This is a genomic window from Bacillus sp. OV166, from assembly GCF_900177675.1.
Classification (GTDB): Bacteria; Bacillota; Bacilli; order Bacillales; family Cytobacillaceae; genus Neobacillus.
Window position 1 is genome coordinate 3457835 of the sequence record NZ_FXWM01000001.1, and the last position, 26418, is coordinate 3484252.

The 26418-nt window shown below is 38.0% G+C and carries 23 protein-coding genes; 14 read left to right on the plus strand and 9 right to left on the minus strand.

Annotated features, from left to right (window positions below; genetic code table 11):
* Nucleotides 1-182: 182 nt before the first annotated feature.
* Nucleotides 183-1058 carry a nuclease-related domain-containing protein gene (locus CCK98_RS16785; protein WP_088087609.1) on the minus strand — a complete coding sequence of 292 codons (876 nt, stop codon included), beginning with the start codon at nt 1056-1058 and terminating at the stop codon, nt 183-185.
* Between the two features lie 29 nt (nt 1059-1087).
* Complete coding sequence (locus tag CCK98_RS16790; RefSeq protein ID WP_088087610.1) at nt 1088-1516, minus strand: hypothetical protein; 429 nt, start codon at nt 1514-1516, stop codon at nt 1088-1090.
* A 375-nt stretch (nt 1517-1891) separates the two neighbouring features.
* Here CCK98_RS16790 and CCK98_RS16795 point away from each other — a divergent pair, with 375 nt between their 5' ends.
* The 4 genes from CCK98_RS16795 to CCK98_RS16810 all read left to right on the plus strand — a co-directional run bounded on the left by CCK98_RS16795 (nt 1892) and on the right by CCK98_RS16810 (nt 7355).
* Nucleotides 1892-2806, plus strand: a complete 915-nt coding sequence (locus tag CCK98_RS16795) for a proline dehydrogenase family protein (protein WP_088087611.1) — start codon at nt 1892-1894, stop codon at nt 2804-2806.
* A gap of 30 nt (nt 2807-2836) precedes the next feature.
* Nucleotides 2837-4405 carry an L-glutamate gamma-semialdehyde dehydrogenase gene (gene pruA, locus CCK98_RS16800; RefSeq protein WP_088087612.1) on the plus strand — a complete coding sequence of 523 codons (1569 nt, stop codon included), beginning with the start codon at nt 2837-2839 and terminating at the stop codon, nt 4403-4405.
* A gap of 217 nt (nt 4406-4622) precedes the next feature.
* Complete coding sequence (locus tag CCK98_RS16805) at nt 4623-6317, plus strand: sigma-54-dependent Fis family transcriptional regulator (RefSeq protein WP_088087613.1); 1695 nt, start codon at nt 4623-4625, stop codon at nt 6315-6317.
* Between the two features lie 231 nt (nt 6318-6548).
* Nucleotides 6549-7355, plus strand: coding sequence for a hypothetical protein (locus CCK98_RS16810; protein ID WP_088087614.1), 807 nt, complete (start codon nt 6549-6551; stop codon nt 7353-7355).
* Nucleotides 7356-7593: 238 nt separating this feature from the next.
* Here the strand turns inward: CCK98_RS16810 and CCK98_RS16815 are convergent, their stop codons facing one another.
* Nucleotides 7594-8775, minus strand: coding sequence for a YsnF/AvaK domain-containing protein (locus tag CCK98_RS16815; protein ID WP_088087615.1), 1182 nt, complete (start codon nt 8773-8775; stop codon nt 7594-7596).
* Nucleotides 8776-9251: 476 nt separating this feature from the next.
* Here CCK98_RS16815 and CCK98_RS16820 point away from each other — a divergent pair, with 476 nt between their 5' ends.
* On the plus strand, nt 9252-10463 hold the full coding sequence (locus tag CCK98_RS16820; RefSeq protein WP_256942566.1) for a sensor histidine kinase: 1212 nt from the start codon (nt 9252-9254) through the stop codon (nt 10461-10463).
* A 109-nt stretch (nt 10464-10572) separates the two neighbouring features.
* Entirely contained in the window at nt 10573-10935 is a 363-nt protein-coding gene (locus CCK98_RS16825; protein ID WP_088087617.1) for a group 1 truncated hemoglobin, read from the plus strand.
* 152 nt (nt 10936-11087) lie between these two features.
* Here CCK98_RS16825 and CCK98_RS16830 read toward each other — a convergent pair whose 3' ends face one another.
* Nucleotides 11088-11999: a LysR family transcriptional regulator gene (locus CCK98_RS16830; protein ID WP_088087618.1), complete on the minus strand. Its 912-nt coding sequence runs from the start codon at nt 11997-11999 to the stop codon at nt 11088-11090.
* A gap of 148 nt (nt 12000-12147) precedes the next feature.
* Here CCK98_RS16830 and gdhA point away from each other — a divergent pair, with 148 nt between their 5' ends.
* The 4 genes from gdhA to CCK98_RS16850 all read left to right on the plus strand — a co-directional run bounded on the left by gdhA (nt 12148) and on the right by CCK98_RS16850 (nt 15383).
* Nucleotides 12148-13530, plus strand: coding sequence for an NADP-specific glutamate dehydrogenase (gene gdhA, locus CCK98_RS16835; protein WP_088087619.1), 1383 nt, complete (start codon nt 12148-12150; stop codon nt 13528-13530).
* 157 nt (nt 13531-13687) lie between these two features.
* Complete coding sequence (locus CCK98_RS16840) at nt 13688-14245, plus strand: PadR family transcriptional regulator (protein WP_088087620.1); 558 nt, start codon at nt 13688-13690, stop codon at nt 14243-14245.
* Nucleotides 14246-14343: 98 nt separating this feature from the next.
* Nucleotides 14344-14829, plus strand: a complete 486-nt coding sequence (locus CCK98_RS16845; protein ID WP_088087621.1) for a nitroreductase family protein — start codon at nt 14344-14346, stop codon at nt 14827-14829.
* A gap of 140 nt (nt 14830-14969) precedes the next feature.
* The gene (locus tag CCK98_RS16850) at nt 14970-15383 is read left to right on the plus strand and encodes a VOC family protein (RefSeq protein WP_088087622.1); all 414 of its coding nucleotides are present in this window, start codon (nt 14970-14972) and stop codon (nt 15381-15383) included.
* 135 nt (nt 15384-15518) lie between these two features.
* On the opposite strand, the gene acpP is transcribed toward CCK98_RS16850, so the two are convergent.
* From acpP to CCK98_RS16870, 4 genes are all read right to left on the minus strand, one after another.
* Entirely contained in the window at nt 15519-15749 is a 231-nt protein-coding gene (acpP, locus tag CCK98_RS16855; protein ID WP_088087623.1) for an acyl carrier protein, read from the minus strand.
* A 129-nt stretch (nt 15750-15878) separates the two neighbouring features.
* The gene (locus tag CCK98_RS16860) at nt 15879-16988 is read right to left on the minus strand and encodes a Ger(x)C family spore germination protein (RefSeq protein ID WP_088087624.1); all 1110 of its coding nucleotides are present in this window, start codon (nt 16986-16988) and stop codon (nt 15879-15881) included.
* The gene (locus tag CCK98_RS16865; RefSeq protein ID WP_088087625.1) at nt 16985-18085 is read right to left on the minus strand and encodes an endospore germination permease; all 1101 of its coding nucleotides are present in this window, start codon (nt 18083-18085) and stop codon (nt 16985-16987) included. The genes CCK98_RS16860 and CCK98_RS16865 overlap by 4 nt, the downstream gene beginning before the upstream one ends.
* Nucleotides 18066-19610: a spore germination protein gene (locus tag CCK98_RS16870; RefSeq protein ID WP_088087626.1), complete on the minus strand. Its 1545-nt coding sequence runs from the start codon at nt 19608-19610 to the stop codon at nt 18066-18068. Before CCK98_RS16870 ends, CCK98_RS16865 begins: the two co-directional genes overlap by 20 nt.
* A gap of 203 nt (nt 19611-19813) precedes the next feature.
* On the opposite strand from CCK98_RS16870, the gene CCK98_RS16880 reads away from it, so the two are divergent.
* The 3 genes from CCK98_RS16880 (at nt 19814) to CCK98_RS16890 (ending at nt 23647) form a co-directional block, all read left to right on the plus strand.
* Nucleotides 19814-21475, plus strand: coding sequence for a sensor histidine kinase (locus CCK98_RS16880; RefSeq protein WP_088087628.1), 1662 nt, complete (start codon nt 19814-19816; stop codon nt 21473-21475).
* On the plus strand, nt 21472-22251 hold the full coding sequence (locus tag CCK98_RS16885; protein WP_088087629.1) for a LytTR family DNA-binding domain-containing protein: 780 nt from the start codon (nt 21472-21474) through the stop codon (nt 22249-22251). Before CCK98_RS16880 ends, CCK98_RS16885 begins: the two co-directional genes overlap by 4 nt.
* 148 nt (nt 22252-22399) lie before the next feature.
* The gene (locus tag CCK98_RS16890; RefSeq protein WP_088087630.1) at nt 22400-23647 is read left to right on the plus strand and encodes an OFA family MFS transporter; all 1248 of its coding nucleotides are present in this window, start codon (nt 22400-22402) and stop codon (nt 23645-23647) included.
* A gap of 89 nt (nt 23648-23736) precedes the next feature.
* Here CCK98_RS16890 and CCK98_RS16895 read toward each other — a convergent pair whose 3' ends face one another.
* Nucleotides 23737-24744: a DUF3231 family protein gene (locus CCK98_RS16895; RefSeq protein ID WP_256942384.1), complete on the minus strand. Its 1008-nt coding sequence runs from the start codon at nt 24742-24744 to the stop codon at nt 23737-23739.
* 165 nt (nt 24745-24909) lie between these two features.
* On the opposite strand from CCK98_RS16895, the gene CCK98_RS16900 reads away from it, so the two are divergent.
* Nucleotides 24910-26397: a spore germination protein gene (locus CCK98_RS16900; protein WP_088087632.1), complete on the plus strand. Its 1488-nt coding sequence runs from the start codon at nt 24910-24912 to the stop codon at nt 26395-26397.
* Nucleotides 26398-26418 lie beyond the last annotated feature (21 nt).

The following is a 26418-nucleotide window of genomic DNA, read 5'->3' on the forward strand; positions in this document are numbered from 1 at the left end:
CTTGACTGTAAAGAATGAATTTTAAAGCTTAACAAAGGAAGGGCAGATGAATCCTCATCTGCCTTTTTTGTGTCTTTAATATTCAATAAATCAAGTCGAAAAAAAACGATTAAAGCTTCTTTTAGGCGCATTTTCTCCTAAAGAGGAAACTCGTATCCTACCTCTCTTAAATTCTAGCAAACTTAAATATAATTAGCGTGTTCGATCAGATGCTTTATATTTTGAAGCTGAAAAGCGCCATATATTCTATCTTTGGAGGTAAGCTCATGGATAAAATACTGTTGTAACTGTTCTTTATCCGTAACCCGTTTTACGATGCTGTTATCCGACCAATCGTGAACCTCTTTTTCATTTTCATCGTAATTAAAGAATACCAATGTGTTGATCCATGTGGTAATATCTTGATCTTGTAAATAATTGGATAGGAAGACGGCGGTCTCCTGAACCTGAATAATTGGATTTTCATATGTCTTCACAGTTAAAGCTCCCGACTCATCCTTATCAAATACGAGCGTTTCCTCTTTTTCACTATCTATTATCTCTGTTAAGAACGAAAACTTGTGGCCGCCCATTCTTTGTAATCCCAAAACGATGTGGCCTTTCCAGTGTTTTGTTTCTATTATATATATACCGGTTGATAAAAGGACGATGTGATCGATCTGCCGCGTAGTACCGTTTATCTCAGGAATAAAAATGTTCGGCATAATAATCATTTCATCTGGTGAGATAAGTGTCTTTCTAACTAGATCTGATTTGAAATTTTCTAGTACCTGATGGGTAATGATTTCCTCACCGTTTCGATAATTTTTCCGAATCACTTCGTTTTCGATCAACAGTTTTTCTATTTCACGTTGGAATGATTCGTTCAAACGCATGACCTTCTCATCGAATTTAGTTGCTGCAGTTTCCATCGAAGCCTTTTGCCATTCTTTAATGGCTGTTACTTCTTGGAAATGGTTGCTTCTCATTTCTTTTTGTTTCGCCTTTTCCTTTTTTACGATAAAAATAAGCCAAGCAACAGATCCAGCTAGTACTGTGGAAATAATTATCCAGGTCATTTCATTTCTCCTTGTCTATCAGATCATATTTAATAGTTTTTTAATAGCATTTTATCTAATTCACGGACTTTATCATAGGAATTTACTAATTTTTCAGGTACCAATGTTCTGCCAGAATCCCAAGCATTCTTTTCTATTTTAGCTAGAAGCTGTGCTTTTTCTTCATCCTCGAAATATTTTAATACCCTTAAATCATGTTTGTTATTCTTAAATTCTAAATAATAACCGAGTTGACGATATAGAATAATTTTAACACAATCTTCATCTGTCTTTTTAATTTTAAAGTTAATATTTGCAATATATCCATTAATTTGTAAATAGTTAAACTTAATCGTATTCGTCGATACATTAAAGCTCATAGGTGCAAGGAGTTTATTGTTCATTTCATAATCAATAGTTAATTGGTGCTCTTGCAAAGTATTTTCAATTATTGCCTCAATATCTCTTATATAAAGCATTTTCTCGATCGCTACCTTTCAAAATCTACTACTCTTATTTTTAAGAAATAATAGTAGAAAGTAAATCCATCTATTTTCCTTTAGACTTTATTCCTATCGCATGGAGTGGCGGGATATCGCCGCTTGCAGGGCCTTTTTTCATAGATTGTCTTTATTGACGTATGGAAGGTAAAACCATTCATAAAAAACTATGTCTGATTCCCTTACAATATTGTTCAAAATTTACAGAATAAGGTGTATATTCAGGTTAACAAGTTAACAAATATGTTTAAATTTTAAAAACATATAGACACTTCTGTGTAATATGTTATAAGATTAGATAAAGGAATTACATAATAAACAATAATGTTCATTCTATGAAGGAGGTTTGAAGGCATGGAATTATTAATGAGAAATATGTTTCAATCGCTTGGGAAGAATACCTCAGCTAACAAACTAGCAAAAAAATACGGCTTGCGTTTTGGAGCAGGGCGATTTGTAGCGGGGGAATCCATCCAAACAGCTATTGATTCCGTGAAAAAGTTGAATCGTGATGGGAAAATGGTCACTTTAGACCACCTGGGGGAATTTGTTTATACAGAAGAAGAAGCACAGGAATCAACTGCCATGTGCGTTCAAACCCTCGATGCTATTGCTGAAGCAGGGGTCAACTCCAATCTTTCTCTTAAAATGACATCGCTTGGCCTAGATATTAGCAGAGAGTTATGTATGAAGAATATGCGTAAAATTCTTAACCGGGCTAAACTCCATCAGAATTTTGTCAGAATCGATATGGAAGATTATGATCACTGTCAAGTATCATTGGATATTTATAAAGAGCTTCGGAAGGAATATGACAATGTAGGACTCGTTATTCAAGCCTACCTTTTTAGAACAGAACAGGATATCGCCGATTTACATCAACTGAATGCAAACCTGCGTCTCGTAAAAGGGGCATACAAAGAGTCTCCAACCGTTGCTTTTCCGGAGAAAAAAGAGGTCGATGAAAATTTTAAAAGAATTATTAAGCAGCATCTATTAAACGGCAACTATACAGCGGTAGCCACCCATGATGAAGCGATGATTGAATATACAAAAACGCTAGTCAGTGAACACCGAATAGCTAAAGAACAATTTGAGTTTCAAATGCTCTATGGAATTTGTGAGGATATTCAAGCAAAACTAGTAAAAGAAGGGTTTAATGTCCGTGTGTATGTGCCTTACGGGGTAGACTGGTTTGGTTATTTTATGAGACGGTTGGCTGAAAGACCCGCCAATGTCTGGTTTGTTCTTAAAAATCTATTAAAATAGCAATTTTATATAAAAAGGAGTCGGAAAATTATGACAACTGCAACACAACAAGCACCTTACAAAAATGAGCCTTTTACCAATTTTTCTCTGGAAGAAAATAAGCAATCGATGACTGCAGCTCTGGCAAAAGTGAAAACGGAGCTAGGCAGGAAGTATCCGCTCGTGATCGGCAATGAAAAGTTATTTACCGAAGAACAAACCATTTCCATTAATCCAGGAAATGTAGATGAAGTCATCGGGTCAGTTAGTAAAGGGAACAAGGAATTAGCTGAACAAGCGATGCAGGAAGCGTTGAAAACCTTTGGAACCTGGAAAAAGGTTGCTCCGGCTGAGCGTGCGGAATATCTATTCAAAGCAGCAGATTTAATGAGACAGCGCAAGCACGAGTTTTCTTCTTACCTTGTCTATGAATCAGGGAAAAACTGGGCTGAAGCTGACGCTGATACAGCAGAAGCCATCGATTTTATGGAATTCTATGCAAGAGAAATGATACGCCTTAGCGAGACAAGCATTCATCAGCCGCTTGTAAAAATTCAAGGGGAAGACAATCAAATTTCTTATATTCCTCTTGGTGTTGGGATTATCATTTCTCCGTTTAACTTCCCATTGGCTATCATGGCGGGAACAACGGTCGCAGCGATTGTATCAGGAAATACCGTTATTTTGAAACCAGCGGATGCTACTCCTGTGATTGCAGCCAAATTTGTGGAATTAATGGAAGAGGTCGGTCTTCCTTCAGGCGTCCTCAACTATATGCCAGGGGATGGAATCGATGTGGGTGAGTATTTGGTCGAGCATCCAAACACTCGGTTTATCTCTTTTACAGGCTCACGTGCTGTCGGATGCCGTATTTATGAAAGAGCATCAAAGGTTCAGCCTGGCCAATTGTGGTTAAAGCGTGTTATTGCTGAGATGGGCGGCAAGGACGGGGTTGTAGTCGATGAAACAGCCGACTTGGATGCAGCAGCAGCGGCGATTGTCGCTTCGGCTTTTGGCTTCCAAGGACAAAAATGTTCCGCGGGCTCGAGAGCGATTATTGTGGAATCGGTTTATGATGAAGTGGTTGAGAAAGTAACGGAGTTAACAAAAAATCTAACAGTGGGTCTTCCTGAAGAGAACTATGCGATTGGACCGGTAATCGACCAAAAATCAGTAGATAAAATCATGGGCTATATCGAAATTGGCAAAACAGAAGGCCGATTGCTTACAGGCGGCTCAAAAGCAGATGGGAACGGCTTCTACATTGAACCAACCGTGATTGCGGATGTTAAACCAAAAGCCCGGATCATGCAGGAGGAAATCTTTGGCCCGGTCCTTGCCCTAGCGAAAGCAGCTGACTGGCAGGAAGCGATTGAAATCTATAATGATACGGACTATGGATTAACGGGCGCTTATCATTCCCAGGATGAAGAACGCATTCAGTATGCCCTTGAAAACATGTATTGCGGAAACCTTTATATTAATAAAAAGTGTACGGGTGCATTAGTTGGTGCCCATCCATTTGGCGGATTCAACATGTCAGGAACCGATTCAAAAGCTGGCGGATACGATTACCTGCTGTTGTTTACGCAAGCGAAACTGAAATCTAGAAAACTTTAATCACATCCTAACAAGATGGGTATGGGGTTATAGAATAGTTTTGTGAAAAAGCTGATACCCGTACAAAAATACGGGTTCAGCTTTTTTTATTAATGTTCATTCATATTAGGAGAGTCCTACTGGTGCGCTATTACGATATCACACCTAAAGGGCTGGTTCGCTAGAATAGCCGTTGAATTTATGTTAAAGTGAAGAAAAAGCTTGAAAGGATTTTAGTATGTTCAAAAGTGCACCATTTATACTGGATGACTCCTTTACAAATGTAAATTATCATATACCATTACTAGAAATAAAAAAGAAACTTAACGAGTACAATTTTGTTATTGTATCAGGTGGAACCTACTTTATCATTACTCATGATGAAAACAGCCTGATGGCCTTAGGTGACGACTCCATACCCATTATTGATTGGCTTGAACAGCTCCATTGGCTGGAATCCACCGTCATTTCTGATGTCAATGAAATCGATACCTCTGTTGATTGGCGCAGACCGGTTCTAGTTAAAAACGAAAAGGGAATAATCGGTGTTTTTTCAGCTGAAAAGAGGATCGAAATGCTTGAAGAAGAAAACCGCCAAGTTTCTGCTTATTTTCAGAGCTTAGCGGAGACGATTAATGAATCGGTTACAGCGGTCGATCAAGCGGGACATGTCGTCTATTGGAATACTACAGCAGAAGAAACCTATAAGATTAAAAAAGAGTACATTCTCGGAAAAAAAATAGGGGAACACTTTCGTGATGAATCGATTGTCCTTCACCGAATTTTAAATGAAGGACGCCCGGTAAGAGGACAATATCATCGACCTGATAAGGATACGCATGTTCTCATTAACGCTTCACCCATCATGATCGAAAATAGGATTATTGGCGGCGTCGCGACCGAACAAAATATCACGAAAATTATCCGGCTTAACGAAGAATTGGATTCAAACTCAACCTTGCTTGTTCAAAAATCCAATCCCTTTTCAACTCTGGTAAGCGGGAGTCCTAAATTTCAGGAAACCTTGAAGATTGCGCAAAAGGTTGCCCATGCGGATATCCCCATCCATTTAACAGGGGAACCTGGGTCTGGTAAGGAAATGCTGGCACAAGCGATTCATTATGGCGGCACAAAAGCCGAAGGTCCTTTTATCACCCTAAACTGTTCGGTCATCCCTCCTGCCTTGTTGGAAATGGAACTTTTCGGATTTCAAAAGGAAACCTTTACAGCGGAACAAGAAACCTTACAAATCGGCCGGATCGAGCAAGCCTTAGAAGGTACATTATTCATAGAAGATATTGATAAGATGCCGCTTCAGGTCCAAGGGAAACTATTAAATTATATGGTCGATCATCGTTTTTACCGGGTGGGTGGAGTTGAGAAAATTACCTCGCCCACACGAATAATTACCTCCACCTCAGAATCGATTGAGGTTCTCGTGAAACAAGGAAATTTTAACGAGCAGCTTTATTTTCATTTATCCGTTATTACGATCGATATCCCGCCATTAAGAACCAGAAAAGAGGATATCATTGCTCATGCCCAGAATTATATTCAAGAATTCAGCTCTAAGTATAAAAAGCCTGTCCCGGAGATCTCTTCTGAAACGATGAACCAGTTAGTGAACTATGATTGGCCAGGAAACATCCGTGAGCTTAGAAACACAATGGAGCGCTTGGTTCTCCTTAATGACAAATCCGTTATTACCGATGAACATTTGCCTGATAATATGAAGAGTCAGTTGATTGTGAAACAAACGAATAGCCCAATAGGGGAAAGCGATCAACAGGAAGATGTTGTAATAAATTCTGAAGTGTTAGAGATTGAGGAAGCATTACGGAAAACGTATGGAAATAAAAGTGCAGCGGCTAACCTTTTAGGGATTTCAAGAGGGACATTATATAACAAAATAAAAGAATTTGGATTAAATTAAACGGAAAATACACCAACATTGGTGTATTTTTTGTTGAATCTTTACTTTCCTTTATATTTGAAGGAATGGGGTTCCTAACACAGTTTCTCAGTTTAATTTTTGAATTAAGAAAAAGCCTAAGTTCAACAGATGATCTGATTGACCGTTTTTGAAACATTAAGGATTACGATTGCTTTTGCCAGTCTAATCGTTGCCGTAATGTCATTTACATACATATAGGAGGGTAAAGCTTTGTCATATATTCCAAAGCAACAGCGTGATAAGGTGAGTTCTTATAAAAATTTACGTTCTTTATACGAGCAAAACATCACTGTGAACAGTATTTCAGAAACTATGGATACTTGTCATCTTCATGACGATGCCGAAATGATTCAACGTATGATGGTTATAAAAGACTATGATGTTTTAGGTGTTGAAGAAAACGGAATCGTCATTGGTTATGTAGTTAGAAATGAATTGAAGGAAGGATCCTGTGAAGAATATTATCGGAGTTTTAGTCCGACGGAACTCGTCTCAGAATCAACACCACTGATCGATACGTTATTTTTTTTAAAAGAGATAGATAGAATATTTATACTAGAAGGAAATAGGGTAACAAAGGTTGTGACACTAGCCGATCTCCAGAAACCTCCGATTCGAATGTTATTATTTGGGTTGATTTCATTATTAGAGATGCACCTTTATCGGATTATTAATCATTATTTTCCTGAAGATACCTGGAAGACACATTTAAGTCCCAATCGAATCAGCTTAGCTGAGGAATTATTTTCACTTAGAAAGTCACAAAATGAAGCTATTCAATTAAGTGATTGTCTACAGATTTGTGATAAAAGAGACATTGTCCTTAATGAGAAACCATTAAGGGAACGTTTGGGTATTGAAACAAAAAGCAAGGGGAACCATTATTTCAAACAATTAGAAAAATTAAGAAACAACTTGGCACATTCCCAGAATATTAATACCCAAAATTCTTGGGATGAAATGTTCTTGCTAATTGAACAGACTGAGAAATTATTAGGAGCATGTGAAAAGATGTGATGTTGAATTTCTACAGAAAGTGTTTCAAGTGGTAGGTAAAAGATAATAAATACAGGGTAAAGGTAATAGGTTAAGTTGTGAAAACATCAATAGTAGTGGAAAAACTGTAGGTAAGAATCCTACAGTTTTCTATTTTAAATCCTTCAGAAAAAAAGCTGACTTCAAAAGATCACATTTTAGTGATTTGAAATCAGCTTTTTTATCGTATCTAAGAATTTCATATTCTATCCAATCCTATTTACTGAGTAGTATTTTTTCTTCTTTTCATTTGATTTTTATTATTTTTATTTTCCTCATCTAAGGAAGAATTTTCATTATTGTGAGATGCTTCTTCTTTTACAGTAGCTGCTGAAACCGGTACATAACTTTCACTTTCATTTTCCTTAAGAACAGGAGAATCTGTTAGCGTCCCGCTGGCATTTTCATTTTTACTGGCAGATGATTCTGATTTGTTTTTCTCACTTTGAACCGCGAGGGAACCTGTGCGTTTTTCGCGGGTTTCTTGCTTTTTAACCTCATTCATTATGGTTGCAATATCGGGATTTCCTTCCACAATCAAAATATTGGGACTTTCCGTAATAACCTCTTCTTGCTCTACAACGGCCAATTGGGTGACCAGTTTCTTTTCTTCCATTGGCGAGGGGATAGAGCGCTCAATCCGCGCTTCTTCTTTTCTAATGATATCCTGTACCTGCTTTGTTTCTTGAATTTTTCGCTTGCCTACAATTACTTCTTCAACGACTACCGGTCTTTTCGTTACTTCTATCCGTTCTTCCATAATGGGGATACGAATAATTTCATCCGCAGTAAACGGGCTGCCATCAACCTTTCCATCAATGACAGGACGGCGCTCTACATATATTTCTTCTCGAATGAGTGGAACATGCACTGTTCGCTGCTCTTCAACTACTTCTTTATGGAGCTGTAATTCGCCGACTTGGACACGCTCTTTTATGATATCAAGCTGTTCTTCACGGAGTTGGACGGCGTTTGTTTTTTCAGTCTCATATCTTTCAGTCTCATATTGTGCTTTATTAACAGAGCTGTCGTAAGTTCCATTCGTATCAACCAGCAAAATCATTTTCCCTTTATTAATTTCCTCTTCACACAGTTTTGCCGTAAATACTGGTAGTCCTCTTTCAATAAGCCTGTTGGATATAGTGTTTACCTTTCCTCCGCCCATTCCTGCAGTCATTATGGTAATAAAGTTATCCATCATAACACCTGCTAAAGTACTCACTTGTACATCCGCTTCTACCATGACTCCAGTGTGTGAAATGACCAATGGAATGCGACTTCTATTTTCTGCCACTACCATCATATCTGTTTCACGATGCCCCTGACGTTTCAATTCTTCAATCGCATACAAGACTTCTTGCTCCGAATTAAAGGTTCCAACGATTCTTTTTTCCATACTCATTCTATCGTACCTCCTAAAATATAGTTAATGTGGAATATAAAGTACATCCGCATTTAATGTATATCTACCCGAGAGGTATCCACTTGAAACATGTAAAAATCGAAATGAAGGATAATATTTTGTAAAAAAAATAAGAAGTTTACCTAAAAACAAGTCAAATAGGCACATTTCTAGAGCTACTTTCCGAAATTTAAAAATAATAACCAACGTAAATGTGACGCAACCACCGCCAAAAGCGACACGATAACGTATAACGAATAAACGAAGTGCCGATTTCTATTAAAGAGAAGTTGTCACTATTTTTATTTTATAGGGGGAATTATGAAAACTTTAAAGTATAATATGAAATATGTTTGTAGGGAACAGTAGCAAACATATTGAAAATGAATATCTTCTGCACCAATCAGGTATTGAACAGATTATGAAAGGTAACAAAAATGAGTATAATAAAGGATTTTTTGCTGCAATTAACGTTTATGGTAATACCCATTTTTACGTACTTTACATTTATTACGGAGAGGGTAAAAAGTGATAAAAATAGAAACGTAATAATGTCCATTTTGTGGGGCATATCAATATTATTTTGCATGTCCTTTCCAGTGAGTTTTGGCCAAAATGCTCGTTTGGAGTTAAGAATTATTCCTCTATTATTAGGGACCTTATACGGCGGATTTTGGCCAGGCATCTTCCTTTCAGTGCTAATCATACTTTATCGACTTTATTCTGGAATCAGTATAGGATTTTATAATACTTTTCTTGTCTTATTATTTACATTGCCTGTTATATTGTTTTTTCAAAAATCATTTGCAAGTTCGCATAAAGATAAAAGGATTAAAATTGCTGTTGGTCTTTCCTTTTACTACTGTCTAATTGGCCTTACTTTTTTTGGTATTCTAAGAGGTTTTTCCATAGATCATCTTAAAGTACCGATTATTCATCTTATCTTTGTAGTGGTAGTTACTTGGTTCTTCACTATGTTAAATGAAACGATTAGGGAGATTCATCAGCTTCGATCAGAGATGCTGAACTCAGAGAAATTACGAGTGATAAGTGAGTTAACAAGTGTTTTCGCTCATGAAATTAGAAATCCGATGCAAGTGACTCGTGGCTTTCTGCAACTTCTAGACGAGCCTGATTTGCCTAAAGAAAAGAAGGGATATATCCAAATTTCCATTGAAGAATTAGATCGTGCAAATGAAATTATTAATGATTTTTTATCCTTTGGAAAACCCACAATAAATAACAGCGATAGAATCGACGTAGGTTATCAGTTACAACGTGTAGTAAATATCCTTCAAGGTTACTCCCTGAAACATAATGTTGAAATTAAAACTGATTTTTTGGATAACTGTTGGATTTATGCTAATCCTCAAAAATTGAACCAGTCATTGATTAATATTTTAAAAAATGCGATAGAGTCTATGCCGAATGGTGGAATGGTTTGGATTACATGTACTTCAACAGAAGATGGATTTATAAAGATTATCATTAAGGACCAAGGAATTGGTATGACAAAAAAGCAAATAAATAGGCTTGGATCTCCGTTTTATTCCTTAAAGGAACGTGGGACAGGACTTGGAATGATGGTAAGTTTTCAAATTGTCCATTCTTTCAATGGTAAAATACAAGTGAACAGTGAAAAGGATATAGGGACAGAAGTTATTATTCTTTTACCCCAGATATCCTAAAGATTAACTATTAATGTAAGAATGCTGAACAATCCCTTTTTTTGATCAGGAATAATAACAATTTTTCTGCAGAAAATACTTCTATTAAATTCAAAATAGGAGTGTATATATGGAACAAACACTTTATGAAAAAGTTGGCGGAGAAGCAGCGATTGCAAAAGTTGTGGACTATTTTTACTCCGAGTTGGTTCTTAAGGATGAGACAGTTAATCATTTCTTTAAAGAAACGGATATGGAAAAACAACGCCGTCATCAGTCAAAATTTATTAGTTTTGCATTAGGCGGTCCAAATCAATATTCTGGTCAATCTATGGCAAAAGCTCACCAAGGAATGAATCTCCAACCAGCCCATTTTAATGCTATTGTAAAACATCTTCACGATGCTCTTGCTCACTTTGGAGTGAATGAAAGAGACATAGATACAGCTTTAACTAAAGTAGCTTCACTAAGAGACGATATTTTGTATCAATAACTGCTATTCTGCTAATGGATCCTAGAAGGAAGATCGAGCTGCCACTAAGGTAGCTTTTTCTTTTTAACAATGTGAGTTTGCACGTTTCTTTCTTAAGAATATTGTTAATCTCCGGGCCTGGCACGACCCGGAGAATGTTCTTTAAGAAATTTTTACTTTCTAAACTCATTTAATCTTTCGTAGGTTTCAAGTAAGAAATCATAAAACAATTCTTCGGTTGGGAGCAGTTGACGTTGTGTCGGGTAGATGACACCGACTGTGCGTGAGAGACTCGCATCTGATATGGGAATCACGACGGTGGAGCGCGGTGTGTTATCTACCAATGTCATCTCTGGCATTAATGCTAACCCTAAGCCAGCAGACACTAACCCTTTTAATGCATCAATATCTTTCCCTTCGAATGCGATTTGTGGTGAAAAACCTGCATCCTTACATGCTTGAACAACCTGTTCGCGAAATACAAATCCTTCAGGTAGGACACAAAATGGGTCATTTCTTAAATCCCGTAACCGAATCGATTCCCGATCAGATAATGGATGATGAAGAGGGATGAGGGCAACGATATTTTCTGTAAATAACGTAACTCCTTTGATTTTTTTTTCTTTTTCCGGATTGGGCATGGGTGCCATCATGGCCAAATTAAATTCCCCATTTACCACACCATCAATTAAATCATAATAAAGAGCATTGCTCATTTGAAATTTCGCATCCGGGTACCGAGTGCGAAAAGCATAAATGATGGAAGGCAATGTATGGGCGGCCATGCTAATAGGGAACGCAATTCGAACGGTTCCTTTTTCCGGATTTAAATTTTCTTCTACTTCTCTCTTTGCATCCTCCATCAAATACCACACGTGTTTCATACGATCATAAAAAATTCTTCCTATAGGGGTTAACTTTACGCTTCTTCCCTCACGAATAAAAAGTTTCACACCTAATTCGTCTTCTAAATTGAAGATTTGCCTGCTAACGGAAGACTGGGCAACATGTAAGACATCTGCTGCCTCTGTTACATGCTCTCTTTTAGCCACTTCTAGGAAATATTGAATTTGCCTCGTCTCCATTTTTTAATCACTCCAGATTCATGCGTTAAATGCATTAATTTCATCGGAAATTAAGATTGAAACTATTAATTATAAAATTATAAAATGAAAATACATTTAAGAAAAGTAATTTTTCACTGTATTTAATAAATTTTTAGGGGCGAACGTTATGAAAATGCTGGACAAAGTAGAAGAAAATCAAACGCAAATCGTGAAAGATTACGTAAATCGTTTATTTGAAAGTGTTCAAATGCGTAATCCAAATGAATGGGAGTTCCAACAGGCTGTTAAAGAAGTACTTGATTCTTTAGTACCTGTCCTTGTGAAAAATCCGATATATATCAAACAGGCCGTTCTAGAAAGAATGGTCGAACCAGAGCGAATGATTACCTTTCGAGTTCCATGGGTAGATGATAAAGGGAATGTAAAAGTGAATCGTGGATATCGTGTTCAGTTTAGTAGCGCGATTGGACCTTATAAGGGGGGACTAAGATTTCACCCGTCAGTTAACGCAAGTATAATCAAGTTTCTCGGGTTTGAGCAAATCTTCAAAAACTCATTAACAGGTCAGCCAATAGGCGGTGGAAAAGGCGGTTCCGACTTTGATCCAAAAGGTAAATCTGATTTAGAAATTATGCGCTTTTGTCAGAGCTTTATGACAGAGCTTAGCAGACATATTGGGCCGGATATCGATGTTCCCGCTGGGGATATAGGAGTAGGGGCAAGAGAGATCGGTTATATGTTCGGGCAATATAAAAAATTAAAAGGTGCTTATGAAGCAGGTGTGCTAACTGGAAAAGGCATTGGTTATGGAGGAAGCTTAGGCCGGAAAGAAGCGACAGGATATGGATTGGTTTATTTTGTAGAAGAAATGCTGAAACGTCAGGGATTAAGCTTTCAAGGAAGTACCGTTGTGGTATCTGGTTCAGGAAATGTTTCGATTTATGCAATGGAAAAAGCGATGCAGTTTGGTGCAAAAGTGGTAGCATGCAGTGATTCAAACGGCTATGTTTATGATCGAAATGGAATTAACTTAGATACGGTTAAACGTTTAAAAGAAGTAGAGAATAAAAGAATGATTGAATATGTCAAAGAACATCCAGATGCTATCTATCAAGAAGGGTGTTCAGGCATCTGGGCGATCCCGTGCGATATTGCTTTACCGTGTGCAACGCAAAATGAGGTAGATAAGGAAGCGGCAGAATTGTTAGTTTCAAATGGGGTAAAGGCAGTGGGCGAAGGTGCAAATATGCCTTCTACTCTAGAAGCCATCGATACCTATTTGTATCATCATGTTTTATTTGCACCTGCCAAAGCAGCAAATGCAGGCGGGGTTGCAGTCTCCGCGTTAGAAATGGCGCAAAATAGTGCAAGGCTGTCTTGGACACAAGAAGAAGTGGATATGAAATTACAAGGCATCATGAAAGATATTTATAGTAAGAGTATGAAGGCATCAGAAGATTATGATGCTCGAGGAAATCTTGTTGTCGGTGCTAATATAGCTGGATTCGTAAAAGTAGCTAATCCCATGATCGAACAGGGTGTTATATAAAATATACTATCTTGTTATGATAATAATAGAATATTGATACCGTTCAAAACAACGATAAAAGGTCACAGATTGGTGGCCTTTCATCGTTGTTTTTTCTTTTCTATCAATCGTTTACTTATCTTTTTAAGTAACGTGGAAGCAATAGTCGTTTGAATTTTTGTTAATTGAACAAACTGAGAACATATTAGGAAAATGTGAAAAGATAGGTAATTTTTATATCGAAAAAAATAATCGATATATCTATTGCTTTATCTATGTATATCGATTAAAACAAATAGCAGTCCTTCAGCTGCTTAAGGAGGAGCCGCGACATGGCTATGAAGTGATGAAGCTGCTGGAAGAGCGGAGTAAAGGTGTGTATTCTCCGAGTGCAGGAACAATTTATCCAGCTTTGCAGGATTTATCCGAAAGAGGTTTGATCTCAATTGATGAACAAACAGATAAAAAAGTATGTACGTTAACTCCTGATGGCTTGGAATTTCTGTCAGAGACGGTTCACGATGAGGATCAGGTGTTTTGGGAGGAATGGCGCCTTCATTTATTGTGGAAGCAATCGAAGGAAGCTGGATTACTGCGCGAAGAGATGGATAAATTTCAATTGGAGTTTCAATACGCAGTAAGTAGAGTATTGCATGAGCCTTCACTTGCACCAGAACTTGCCGAAATCATTAAGATCGGAAGGGCTCACTTGATTCAGTGGTCAAACAAGAAGTGAGAAAACATATCAAACGAATACCCATGTAGAAGGTTTTCCACGCTACAAGGTACAGGACAGATTTAGGGGTAAAATTAGAACTAATAGGAGGAATTTTCTTGGATATCATCGATATTATCTATTCTCGACGTAATATAAAAAATTTCAAATCAGATCCGGTCACTATAGAGCAAATCAGCAAATGGCTGGAAGCCGGCTCAATGGCTCCCAATCATAAAATGACTGAACCATGGGAAGTGTATATGGTTGGTGTGGAGACAAGAGAAAAGTTAAACCACAAAACCAATTTCTTCCATGCACCTGTTGTACTTGCCATTTTATCCAAACACGGTGCCAATGAAATTGAAAAAGTAGAAAACGCACATGCTACAGCCTGCTTTGTACAAAATTTTAATCTAGCCGCTTGGGCAGAAGGGGTTGGAACATTCTGGTCATCCATGGGGGCTGCTCCGAAAAACCGTGAAATTCTAGGTGTTCCGGATGGGTATGATGTGATTGGGATCTTTGGTGTAGGGTACCCAGAAGAAATCAATGAACCAAAAGAAAGGACTCCTATTCAAGAAAAAATAAAGTACCTTTCTTAAAAAAGGAAAATTACGAGTTTTACATAATATGGTATAATTACAATTGATTTAGAAGTAAAAATAAGTGCGGTATAAACACCAATCCAAAATTTTCGAATAGCCATGCCAATCGAATGAATAGTAAAAAAGGAGAAATAACAATGCCAAAACAATTTTGGATTAACTTGCCGGTAAAAGACATCAATAAATCAAAAGAGTTTTATAGCAAAGTAGGATTTATTGTTAATGAGCAACATGGCAATAGCGACCAAGCACAATTGATCATCGGGGATCATAATGCTACGGTTATGCTATTTCCAGAGTCTACTTTCGAAAACTTTACCAGACAGGTAATTGTTGATACAAAGCAAGCTACGGAAGTATTGCTATCCGTGGATGCCGACAGCAGAGAAGAAGTAGATGTAATGGCAAAGAATGCAGAAGAGGCTGGCGGTAAAATATTTGGAAAGCCTTCAGAGAGCCAAGGATGGATGTACGGCTGCGGTTTTACTGATTTGGATGGTCATCGGTGGAATGTGTTGTATATGGATATGAGCAAAATGCCGAAAGAATGAGATAGGATTATAAGGGAAATATTCTGCGGCGATAAGAGCATTTATGTAATATCGATTGTAGCGGATGCCTTCTGCGATACGTCCAACTGCGTTCAAGTGTCCGCCTGCGTTGGGTCATCCGCCTTTACTTATTTGTTAACGAAAATTTTCAATAAAGTTTACGACATCTCCCACCGTTTGAAGCGTCGCTGCAACTTTGTCACTAATTTCGATAGCGAATTCATCTTCAATTTCCATCGTCAGGTTCACCATATCAAGTGAATCAGCTTCGAAGTCATCTTTGAATGATGCTTCCGGTTTAATATTCTCCATTTTCACTCCCAGTTGGTCTGCGATAATAGGTTTTAACTTTTCAAATGTGGTCATTGTGCCATCCCCCTAAGTATTTCATAACCTCCATTATAACAACCAATATCGGAACGGAAAACATAAAAGTATTGCCAATATCCGGCGAACATCTCCCTTTCTTAGTGTTCATGGTTGATTACTTAAACATTACAAGACAATACCTTGTTTGATGATTTCGACTTTTACATTCGTTTGAATCTTTATATTTTTAAAATAATCCTTCTTATCTAGTATTTTCCAAGTATTGGGGTGAAACGCGATCAATCTCCTCCCAATTCCAAATACATCACAATTCGCCTGCTGTAATTTTGTTATAACCTGTTTCGCGTCTTCTGTAAGCTCCTTTGATAAAACCTTGTTTAGTCGTTCTATATCTTTTGGAACATCCCCTTTGGGATATTCTTCTACGTTTATCTTTAAATGTAGGTTTAATTGAACAGAAACCTCTCCATTTTTTACATGAACTTTTAATTTTCTTTTCATATTGTTGACATTATATGAAATATAATTTTTTATTTTCTGCTGCTCTTTTTTATTCACTCGTTTTGTAAATCGTGCGTATTTTCCTTTTTTGTTATTCAATAAAAGAAGGAGGCATGAATCTTGCGGCGATAAACTTCCCGAATATTTTTTTTCATTCATTAGGGCTAGGCCGACCACTACTGCGCTTTTCTTTTTATTCATTTTAAGATAAGGGAGGACGATATCTTCTCCCGGATCAATCATTTCTGAGGCTAGTGTCTGGATGGTTTGAATCGGAACGATCGAGTTTTCTTCTGCGCTAGTAAGAGCTTCTTGAATATATTCGCTAACGTTTGGCTCATGTTTTGGATTAATTTCAAGCAGGTTCACCGCTTCACCGGCCACTACCCCTAGTGTCGCCCCAAGCGAATTGCGCGGATCTCTCCAAATGACATCTAATGGTGGATAAATACCTGCAGCCGCCATCCGCTCGCCGAACAAAATCAGTTTATTTTTAGATGAATCTAATATTCCAGATACTCCTCGATCGATTTTAAGCCGACAATCCCTTGGTGTATGACCTTTTGCAGAAAGTGTTTCACTTTTTACCCTAGCTTGCGGTCCCTCGGAGGACTCCTCGACTATGGGAATGGAAACCCCTAATAACATTTCGTCGTTATCTGCTAAATCATAACTTAATATCTGTACCAATACTGCATTTTTCATCAGGTGCTGGTCCCAGCATCCAGTAAGTAATAAACATAGAAGTACAAGGATAGGCTTTTTGCTTTTCATGGCTTATTCACCACTTCTTTTTTCGATAAAACCCACGAGAGAATAAGTAAAAGTACAGGTATGATGCCGATGAAAATATAGTGCGTCGGCCCAAGAAAGTGATTAAAATTTTCAAAGTCTCTTCCTTGATCAGGAAGAAGAGCCAAAATTAAATTGACTCCTGCAACAATAGGCAGGAAGCGGGCATAGTGTTTTTTTCTAAAAAGGCTGGCCAACCCCATTGCAGATAATAATAGCCAGTTCGCAATCGAAGTTGCAACAACTACAAGCCAGAGCGATAAGAAAAATAAATCCGTCCTTTCGATAACCTGAAACGAATAGGCTTTAATCATATATAATAATGGCTCTGGAGTCAGTCCGATATCTAAATTGGGTTCGAAATAGACAAGGGCTGCAAACACCAAAAAGGTATAAAAGAAGGTGACAAAAATGTTCGCTGTTGTGATAGCGATCAGCTTCTCTTTTCCGGAAGCTTGCACATAGGGATGGATAAAAAGAAACAGTTCAAAGCCCAACATAGAGAAAGCAGCTTCTTTTGAACCTTTCAATATCGTTAGAATGCTATGGTCCCCTACTGGAAAGATATACAGGAAGTTCGCATCCTTCATTGCATACACAATCAACATTAATAATACAAACAGAATGGGGGATACCAATACATAAAATCTCGCAATACTGGTTAATCCTGCACTGACGATGTAAATGCAGGTGATGAGGATTAAAACCATTGTAATCCAATTAGGGGTACGCGGTAAGATCCATTTATCGAGGATATCACTATATCTTGCTAAAACTAAGCTCCCTGTTACCATAAAATAGAGTGCATAACTGAGAATGAATAGCTTCCCGACAACTTTCCCCAGTAATTTTGGAAGTATTTCGTACAAAGATGACGAAGGAAATCTTCTGCTTAGTCCCCAAAAGGCAAAAATAATCGCCTGCGAGATGACTCCTGCTAGTAGAGTGGAAATCCAGCCATCCTGTTTGGCTAATAATGCCACATCATGGGGCAACGATAATATTCCTACACCAATTTGGGCCTGGATAATCATAAAGACAAGCTGTTTGTTCGTAATTCTATTCTTGTTTTGTTTCATTACTATCCCAGCCCCTTGCCAAAGATTGCTTTTTAAGGGTGTTCGGTTTTGAATCAAGCGGACGTGAATTAAATTTCCATAGGGGCAAACGGATAAACGTATCTTTAATGTCTTTTAATCGAAATGGTGCCCAAGGTGCAAAGTAGGCTGTGCCAAATGATTCTAACCTGCATAAATGAGCTAAAGTAAACATAAACCCAAAGGTAATCCCTACAAATCCAAAGGTTGATGCCAAAATCATATGGGGAAAACGCAAAAATCGTACGGCATCACTCATTTCTGTGGTCGGGATGCTGTAGGCTGCAATGGCTGTAATCGCCACAACCACAATCATGGTATTCGAAATGAGGCCTGCACGGACAACTGCATCACCAATAACCAAACCTCCGACAATACCGATGGTTTGTCCAATCCTTGATGGAAGGCGTACCCCCGCTTCACGAATCAGTTCAATGGTCAACTCCATGACAAGTGCTTCAATTAACGGAGGAAAAGGTATATTTTTGATTGAACTTACAACAGGGAGAACTAAATCATCCGGCAGTACTTCAAAATGAAAACCAATCACCGCAATATAAATAGCAGGCAAATTAACCGCAATGAAAATGCTTACGAGCCTCATGGAACGGATAAAGGTTCCGATCATCCAGCGTGAATTATAATCATCAGGTGAATGGAAAAAGGCAAAAAAAGTGACGGGAATAATTAAACAAGCAGGAGACCCTTCCATCAACACCGCCACTCGTCCTTCATTCAGATGACTTACAACACGATCTACTCTCTCTGTACTTAAAACCTGAGGAAAGGGTGACCAGGTGGAATCTTCGATCAATTCCTGAAGAGCTCCAGTACTGGGGATATAATCCATTGAAATATGATGGACCCTCCGTTTAAATTCGGTGACCATTTCATTATTGGCAAGGTCTTTCATATAAACCATAGCTATTTTGGATTGAATCTGGTCACCCACTGTTATATGTTCCATGGTAAGGTTTGCAGTTCTACAAGATTTCCTAATTAAATGAAGATTGGTTGAAATATTTTCGATAAAACCTTCATGAGACCCCTGAATGACTTGTTCATTACTAGGTTCTATAATGGTCCTCTCTTTGGAGAGGCCAACTTCCACCATGTAGAACTCTTTGACACCATCCAAGAACAGGATACAGGATCCATTCAAGAGTGCTTCTTGAGCTTTGAATAAGTTATCTGATTTAAGAAAGTTAGAATAAAGTACACTTGCGAACGGGGCACACTCCGATTCCATCATCGGTTTTACAATATCTCTTTGAATCTTATCCTTATCTGCCATCGTATCTAAGAAAATCAAAATTCCCCGATTATTTCTTTCATTTAATTCCTTAATCATTAAATCAGCTGAATCGGAAAATGTATGTTTAAAAAAAGAAATATTTTCATCGATGGTATGGAAAACGTCCTTAAAGAATATAGAGTCCTGATTTGAAGCAATTGGTTGGATATCCTTTTTCATGAACTTTTTTAAAGCAGGGTAAATGAATTTCATTTTTTTACTCCATTATCAAAATGTTTCCATTATCATCCCCAATATATGGTATAACTATGTATTTGCTTGTTCTAGTTAATAATAATGAAGTCAATGCTAAAAACACTTTGGTTGATGATATAGGTTTTGGTAGTATGATTAGTTGTGAAGTAAATGATAATCAAATAGACAAAAGATTTGATATAAAAAGAAAGGAACTTTAGATGAATACATCATTAGAAATGCTGATCCATTTATTCGAACGAGCTGCCTTGCTCTTGATTTGCCTGTTCTTTATGATTCGGATCCCGAGATTTAAGGAATCTCTTCAAAAAGAACAGCATTCTCCCACCGAGCGTGTGGTCATTACCCTTGTGTTTTGCTTATTTGCCATATTTGGTACATATTCAGGGATTCATGTGGAAGGATCACTTGTGAATGTCAGGATTATTGCTGTCGTTTCGGGGGGAATCTTGTTTGGCCCCTGGGTAGGAATTATTACCGGTATTGTTTCAGGAGTCCATCGATATTTAATAGATATTGGTGGACCCACTTCGATCCCATGTCTCATTACAAGCATTTTAGCGGGAATTGTTTCGGGTTATATTAACCGAAGAGTGAAGAGGTCCTTGCGCTGGGTTTATGGAATAGTTGCCGGCATATTGTCCGAAATATTGACCATGGTGCTGATTCTTGCGATGGCGAATCCGTTTGAACTAGGTTTGGACATTGTTTCTAAAATCGCTTTTCCTATGATTGTAGGAGAGGTAAACATTGGCCTAATTGTATTGCTTGTGATGAGCGTCGAAGGTGAGAAGGAATTGATTGCAGCGAGACAGGCAAAGTTAGCCTTAGATATTGCAAACAAGACACTGCCTTATTTTCGATCTGTTAATTTTGATTCTTTGAAGAAGATTTGCCGTATTATAAAAAATGATATCAAGGCCGACGCGGTTGCGATTACAGATACGCATAATGTGCTTGCTTATGTTGGCTTTGGTGAAGAACGGTATGTAATCGGGCAGGAAATCATTAGTGATTTGACAAAAGAGGCGATTCACAGCGGGAAATTCATCATTCGGAATCAAGTGGCCGATCACCATACACCCCAAATTCACTCCCTGCTCATTGTTCCCTTTGAGGAGCATGGCGAGGTGACGGGTACACTTAAGATCTATTACCGCAAAGCCTATAAAATGACCTATTCGTTGCAAACGATGGCCATCGGACTATCGCAAATCATTTCCACACTTATGGAGGTTTCCCGGATTGAACAAATTAGGGAAGGTGCGAACAAGGCGGAGCTGAAGGCGCTCCAAACGAAGATTAATCCGCACTTTTTATTTAATGCCCTAAATGCAATTGCCTCCACCACACGCAGAAATCCGGACAAGGCACGTGAGTTGATTATTAATCTTTCAGGCTATATGCGTTACAATTTAGAAATTAGTGATGAATTGATTGATATCCATAAAGAATTGGAGCAAGTCCGTGATTACGTTGAAATAGAGAAGGCGCGTTTTGGCAACCGGTTAACGGTGGAATACGATATTGACGAAGTAAATGTAAATATCCCGAGCCTGCTCATCCAACCTTTGGTCGAAAATGCCATTATTCATGGGATCTTAACGATAAAGGGCCCAGGGGTGGTGACGATAGCGGTTAAGGATATGGTAAATAAAATAAGAATTAGTGTGAAGGATACGGGGGCTGGAATTAGCGAAGATGTCATTCAGCATTTGCTGCATGATGATGTACCGGCCAACAAAATAGGTTTGTATAATGTTCACCAGCGAGTGAAACTCATTTATGGACATGGATTGGTCATTCACCGCTTGTCACCAGGAACAGAAGTTTTTTTTGATATCGTAAAGGAGAACCTATGAGAGCGATTATTGTGGAAGATGAAGTTCCAGCTCGTGAAGAACTGGAGTATTTAGTGGAAGCCTATAGTGAAATTGAAGTGACCCATTTCTTTGATGATGGCTTAGATGTTTTAAAATTTTTGCAGGAGCATGAAACAGATGTAATCTTTCTAGATATTAATATTCCTTCCTTAAATGGCATGTTGTTAGCTAGTACCATAAGTAAATTTACAAAAAGGCCTTATATTGTCTTTACCACTGCCTACAAAGAGCATGCAGCACAAGCCTTTGAACTTGAGGCCTTTGATTATATTTTAAAGCCCTATGACGAGAAGCGGATTGCTGGGATGTTAAGCAGGTTGGAATCTGCCTTTAAACGAGATCACGTCGAAATAACGCTCCCGAATAGCAACCTTAAATCTCATTTGAATTCTCAAGGACAGCAAAGAGAATTCCCAACGCAGGCTTCTAATCGAATCAATTTGAAAAAGAACGATAAAATTATCGTAACAGATGCGAATGATATCTATTACGCTATCGCCAACGAAAAAGTTACATTGGTGTATACCAAAAAGGAGGAGTACACCATGCCGATGAGCATAACGGAATTCGATTCCCTATTGCCTGAGAATCTTTTCTTTCGCTGTCACCGTTCGTATACAGTTAACTTGACCAAAATCCTTGAAATTGTTCCATGGTTTAATCAAACCTACATGCTCCGTCTGAAAGATCTTACAGCGGAAATTCCGGTAAGCCGAAGCAAAGTGAAAGCGTTTCGACAAATTATGCATCTATAACCTCCATTCATTCCGAATAATAGGCATCTCATTCTGAAAACGGTTTCTCTCTTTTTTTCAATGCTATGATGATCATGTAAATAAAATCAATTAAAGATTCTGATGTTAAACATGATCATTTTTATAAGGAAGAAAAGAGGAGATCACAATGAAATCAAATACAGATCGTCGATGGCTGATTGTGTTAGGAACTATTATCGTACAGATGGGTTTAGGTACCATCTATACGTGGAGTCTTTTTAACCAGCCGTTAGTAGAACTCTTTCATTGGAAGTTAAATTCAGTTGCTATTACTTTTTCAATTACGAGCTTCGCCTTGGCATTCTCTACTTTATTTGCCGGGAAGCTACAGGATAAATGGGGGCTTCGCCGTGTAATTGGTTGTGCAGGTCTTGTGCTGGGGGCAGGCTTAATCCTTAGTTCCCAGGTATCATCATTATGGATGCTTTATATTTTAGTAGGGGTTGTCGTTGGGGCAGCAGATGGCACAGCTTACATCACATCCTTATCTAATTTAATTAAGTGGTTTCCAGAGAGAAAAGGACTTATTTCTGGAATTTCTGTTGGTGCATACGGTACGGGCAGTTTGTTATTCAAGTTCATTAACGGTTCACTTATCCAATCTGTTGGTGTGTCTCAAGCCTTCTTTTACTGGGGAGTAATTGTCCTGATTTTGGTTGTGGGTGGTTCATTCCTTGTCCGGGAAGCAAAAATGAGTTATGAGCCACAAACCGTTGGTGGCAGTATCCAAAAAGATTATACAGTTAAAGAAATGCTTAAAACAAAGCAAGCCTACCTATTATTCTTTATTTTCTTTACAGCGTGCATGAGTGGTTTATTCTTGATTGGGATCGTGAAGGATATTGGTGTTCGATTGGTAGGACTTGATATTGAAGCAGCAAGTAATGCAGTGGCATTGGTTGCCATATTTAATACAAGCGGGCGCATCATTCTCGGGGCCTTATCAGATAAAGTGGGCCGTTTAAGAGTGGTATCAGGTGCACTTCTTGTAACAGCTGCAGCAGTAACAGTATTAAGCTTTGTGCAGCTTAATTATGCCTTGTTCTTTATCTGTGTTGCAGGGATTGCCTTTTGTTTTGGCGGTAATATTACGATATTCCCTGCAATTGTAGCTGATTTCTTTGGCTTGAAAAATCAGAGCAAAAATTACGGAATCATTTATCAGGGCTTCGGAATTGGAGCCATTTCTGGATCATTTATTGCTTCTGCCTTAGGTGGTTTCATACCGACCTTTAAGCTTATTGCTGTACTGAGCATTGTTTCATTACTCATCGCATTGACCATCAAGGCACCAAATTTTGGCGAGCCGAAAACGAAGAAGAAAAGGAATCATGGAGAGATTCGCAGTCTTTCACCAGAGACACGAGCAAGTTAAATGATCGCTATGAAAAAAGAGGCAGCGAACCCAATCGGGAGCGGTGCCTTTTTTTTATCTGATAAAAAGCAGGTAGAAAACAAATTGATTCAATCACCTTTTATTATTTGAGCCCTATCCTCCATTTGTGGAGGTTCTTCAAACCACCCATGCTTAATCTTAATTTCAATTCCTTCTTGTCCGTAGAAATATATATCTTTAGCAATTAATGAAAATTTTATACATATATCATTTCTTAAACTAAAAAAGGTTCCAAAACTACCTCCTACAAGTCCAAATCCATTGAGAAGGTAGACGCAATGCATCATGAGATTATCCGAAAATGGTGCCATTGTAGAAGTAGTTACCGTGCTTCCAGATGTAGCAGAGAAGTGAACATTACTCTCTAAAAGCATTTCCTCGAATGTTTTGATTTGTTTCTTACAAAGTTCAATTCCTTTTACAAAATATTGTTTAACATCTTTGTTAACTGCACATTGTGCGAAACCAGTAATCAATTGCATCCCAATATTATTTGTCTCAATTCCATGGTGAATAATACCAAGCTCCATGTCATTTAAAGTCCTCTTGTCACCAAAAGGCTTAAATCCTTGCATGTACTTTTTGCTTCTAATAAATTCAGTTGTTTTTGGCATAGTAACTTTTGGGGGAAGGGTAAGAATCCCTTTTTCTAGCAGATAAAGGGTAGACAATTTATAAAATTTTTGAGTAACAGAAGTAAGTCCCTCATAAATCTGAATAACTTTATCGTTATATGCCATATTCATATTAATGGTGTACATACCCATGCTAACTTCTTTTAATATACGGACCAACATAATATCAAATCCATTATCGAATAACTTAGGAGCTTCTACGTTGACGTTTTCTTTTGTATATCCAACAGGTTTCGCCATTTTTTGGTTTGTAAATATCTCTTCCATTTGCACAACAAAATAATTCAGTTCTTGCCACAAACCGCCCATAATATTCCTAGCTTCTTGGTCATCCGATTTCTCTATAAAGTATTCCAATATTCTCATAATAAGGGTTTTTTCTATGTATGTAAGCCAAAGTGTACCCACCTCTGGTGCACTTATTGGGTTTGTTAGAATCAAATCTATAACCTCCATGACTTTTTAATTTTAGTGTGTTCAAAGGGACGGGAATTAGTCAATTTTAAAACGTTACTTCAATCAGGAGTCGAGCCTTCCTTCTTTTTCGGAATAATCCTTAACATTTATACCATAATAAGACAATAAAAGAAAAAAGAGGTTACTGTAATGTTTTTTAAAGAATCTACAACAATCTCTAAAAATTCAAACGAAAATCTAGAGAAGTTAAAAGCTGTTCTTTCTAATTGCGAAGATCTAAAAATCTTTCCGTGGCAATATGGGCCGGATTTAATATATAACGCTTTCTCGGTTTATTTCGAGACGTTGGTTCAAGAGAAAAGCGTAAATTATATGAAAGAATCCATGCAGGATTTGGTACCACATGAAGTTGGTCCAGCAACGGTGATTACACCGAGAGATGTCATAAAATTTTTCAGTCAACATGGAATATCTGGTCAAAACGCTGTTCTAGTTGATAGCTTTGACCAGGCTGTGGACAACGTTTTACAAGGACACATTGTGATCTTTTTTGATGGTTGGAACAAAGTGTTGTCTTATGCGCAAGCGAGTCAAATTAACTCACGACAAGTCACTGAACCTGTCACTGAATCTGTGGTACAAGGCCCCCGTGAAGGAACCGTTGAAGACCTGCAAAGAAATATCGGGTTACTTCGAACACGATTACAGAACCCTCATTTTAAAATTGAGAAAATTAGAGCAGGAGGAGCTACTAAAACCGAGATCGCCTTTGGTTATTTAGAGGGAAAGGTTAACGAGGAAATGTTAGCTGAATTTAAAAACAGGATCGAAGCTGCTAAAAAAGGAGACGTTTTAGAAACAGCATATATTGAGGAGTTGATTGAAGATTCAACTTATTCACCATTTCCCCAATATCGGTCTACTGAACGACCTGATGTAGCTATTTCTAGTTTATTAGAAGGGAAAATAGTTGTAATGGTACAAGGTACCGGAACCATATTAATTTGCCCCGGATTATTAACGGAATTCTTCCAAGCAAGTGAAGACTATTATCATCGTGTCGTGTTTTCATCATGTATTCGTCTGTTAAGAATTGCTGCCTTTTTTATCGCTCTAACATTACCGAGTATTTATGTTGCTTTAACCACTTTTCATCCTGAACTCATACCAACCAGCCTTTTAATGGCCATTCTTGATACTCGAGAAGGGCTTCCTTTTCCGGCGTTTGTTGAAGCAATCATCATGATTTTTTTCTTTGAATTACTCCGAGAAGCCGGCATTCGATTGCCAAGGCCAGTTGGTTCGGCGGTAAGTATTGTTGGAGCATTAATAGTTGGTGATGCAGCCATTACTGCCAACATCGCTTCTCCTATTATTGTTATTTTAGTCGCATTAACTGGAATTGCTTCATTTTCTATACCTCACTACAGCATCTCTATCAGTTTACGGATTCTCCAATTCCCTTTGATGGTTTTAGCTGCTGTATTGGGGGGATTTGGGATTATGATCGGTTACCTGCTCATTATGTTACATATAACACAGTTAAGGTCATTAGGACAGCCATACTTTAGTCCACTAACTCCATTCAGACCGAGGCTGTTACTCGATGTATTCATTCGTGCACCACTTAAAACATTGTGGAAGTCCCCACGAGTACGTGGAATGCGTAAAAATTAAATCACCTAAGAAAGTATGGTA

Excerpts from the sequence above, each read along its gene's own strand:
- CCK98_RS16885 (WP_088087629.1), top strand. The coding sequence starts at position 21,472 with ATGAGAGCGATTATTGTGGAAGATGAAGTTCCAGCTCGTGAAGAACTG.
- CCK98_RS16830 (WP_088087618.1), bottom strand. The coding sequence starts at position 11,999 with ATGGAGACGAGGCAAATTCAATATTTCCTAGAAGTGGCTAAAAGAGAG.
- CCK98_RS16820 (WP_256942566.1), top strand. The coding sequence starts at position 9,252 with ATGGTAATACCCATTTTTACGTACTTTACATTTATTACGGAGAGGGTA.
- CCK98_RS16785 (WP_088087609.1), bottom strand. The coding sequence starts at position 1,058 with ATGACCTGGATAATTATTTCCACAGTACTAGCTGGATCTGTTGCTTGG.
- gdhA (WP_088087619.1), top strand. The coding sequence starts at position 12,148 with ATGAAAATGCTGGACAAAGTAGAAGAAAATCAAACGCAAATCGTGAAA.
- CCK98_RS16860 (WP_088087624.1), bottom strand. The coding sequence starts at position 16,988 with ATGAAAAGCAAAAAGCCTATCCTTGTACTTCTATGTTTATTACTTACT.
- acpP (WP_088087623.1), bottom strand. The coding sequence starts at position 15,749 with ATGACCACATTTGAAAAGTTAAAACCTATTATCGCAGACCAACTGGGA.
- CCK98_RS16790 (WP_088087610.1), bottom strand. The coding sequence starts at position 1,516 with ATGCTTTATATAAGAGATATTGAGGCAATAATTGAAAATACTTTGCAA.
- CCK98_RS16865 (WP_088087625.1), bottom strand. The coding sequence starts at position 18,085 with ATGAAACAAAACAAGAATAGAATTACGAACAAACAGCTTGTCTTTATG.
- CCK98_RS16850 (WP_088087622.1), top strand. The coding sequence starts at position 14,970 with ATGCCAAAACAATTTTGGATTAACTTGCCGGTAAAAGACATCAATAAA.
- CCK98_RS16870 (WP_088087626.1), bottom strand. The coding sequence starts at position 19,610 with ATGAAATTCATTTACCCTGCTTTAAAAAAGTTCATGAAAAAGGATATC.
- CCK98_RS16900 (WP_088087632.1), top strand. The coding sequence starts at position 24,910 with ATGTTTTTTAAAGAATCTACAACAATCTCTAAAAATTCAAACGAAAAT.
- CCK98_RS16825 (WP_088087617.1), top strand. The coding sequence starts at position 10,573 with ATGGAACAAACACTTTATGAAAAAGTTGGCGGAGAAGCAGCGATTGCA.
- CCK98_RS16795 (WP_088087611.1), top strand. The coding sequence starts at position 1,892 with ATGGAATTATTAATGAGAAATATGTTTCAATCGCTTGGGAAGAATACC.
- CCK98_RS16805 (WP_088087613.1), top strand. The coding sequence starts at position 4,623 with ATGTTCAAAAGTGCACCATTTATACTGGATGACTCCTTTACAAATGTA.
- CCK98_RS16815 (WP_088087615.1), bottom strand. The coding sequence starts at position 8,775 with ATGAGTATGGAAAAAAGAATCGTTGGAACCTTTAATTCGGAGCAAGAA.
- pruA (WP_088087612.1), top strand. The coding sequence starts at position 2,837 with ATGACAACTGCAACACAACAAGCACCTTACAAAAATGAGCCTTTTACC.
- CCK98_RS16890 (WP_088087630.1), top strand. The coding sequence starts at position 22,400 with ATGAAATCAAATACAGATCGTCGATGGCTGATTGTGTTAGGAACTATT.
- CCK98_RS16880 (WP_088087628.1), top strand. The coding sequence starts at position 19,814 with ATGAATACATCATTAGAAATGCTGATCCATTTATTCGAACGAGCTGCC.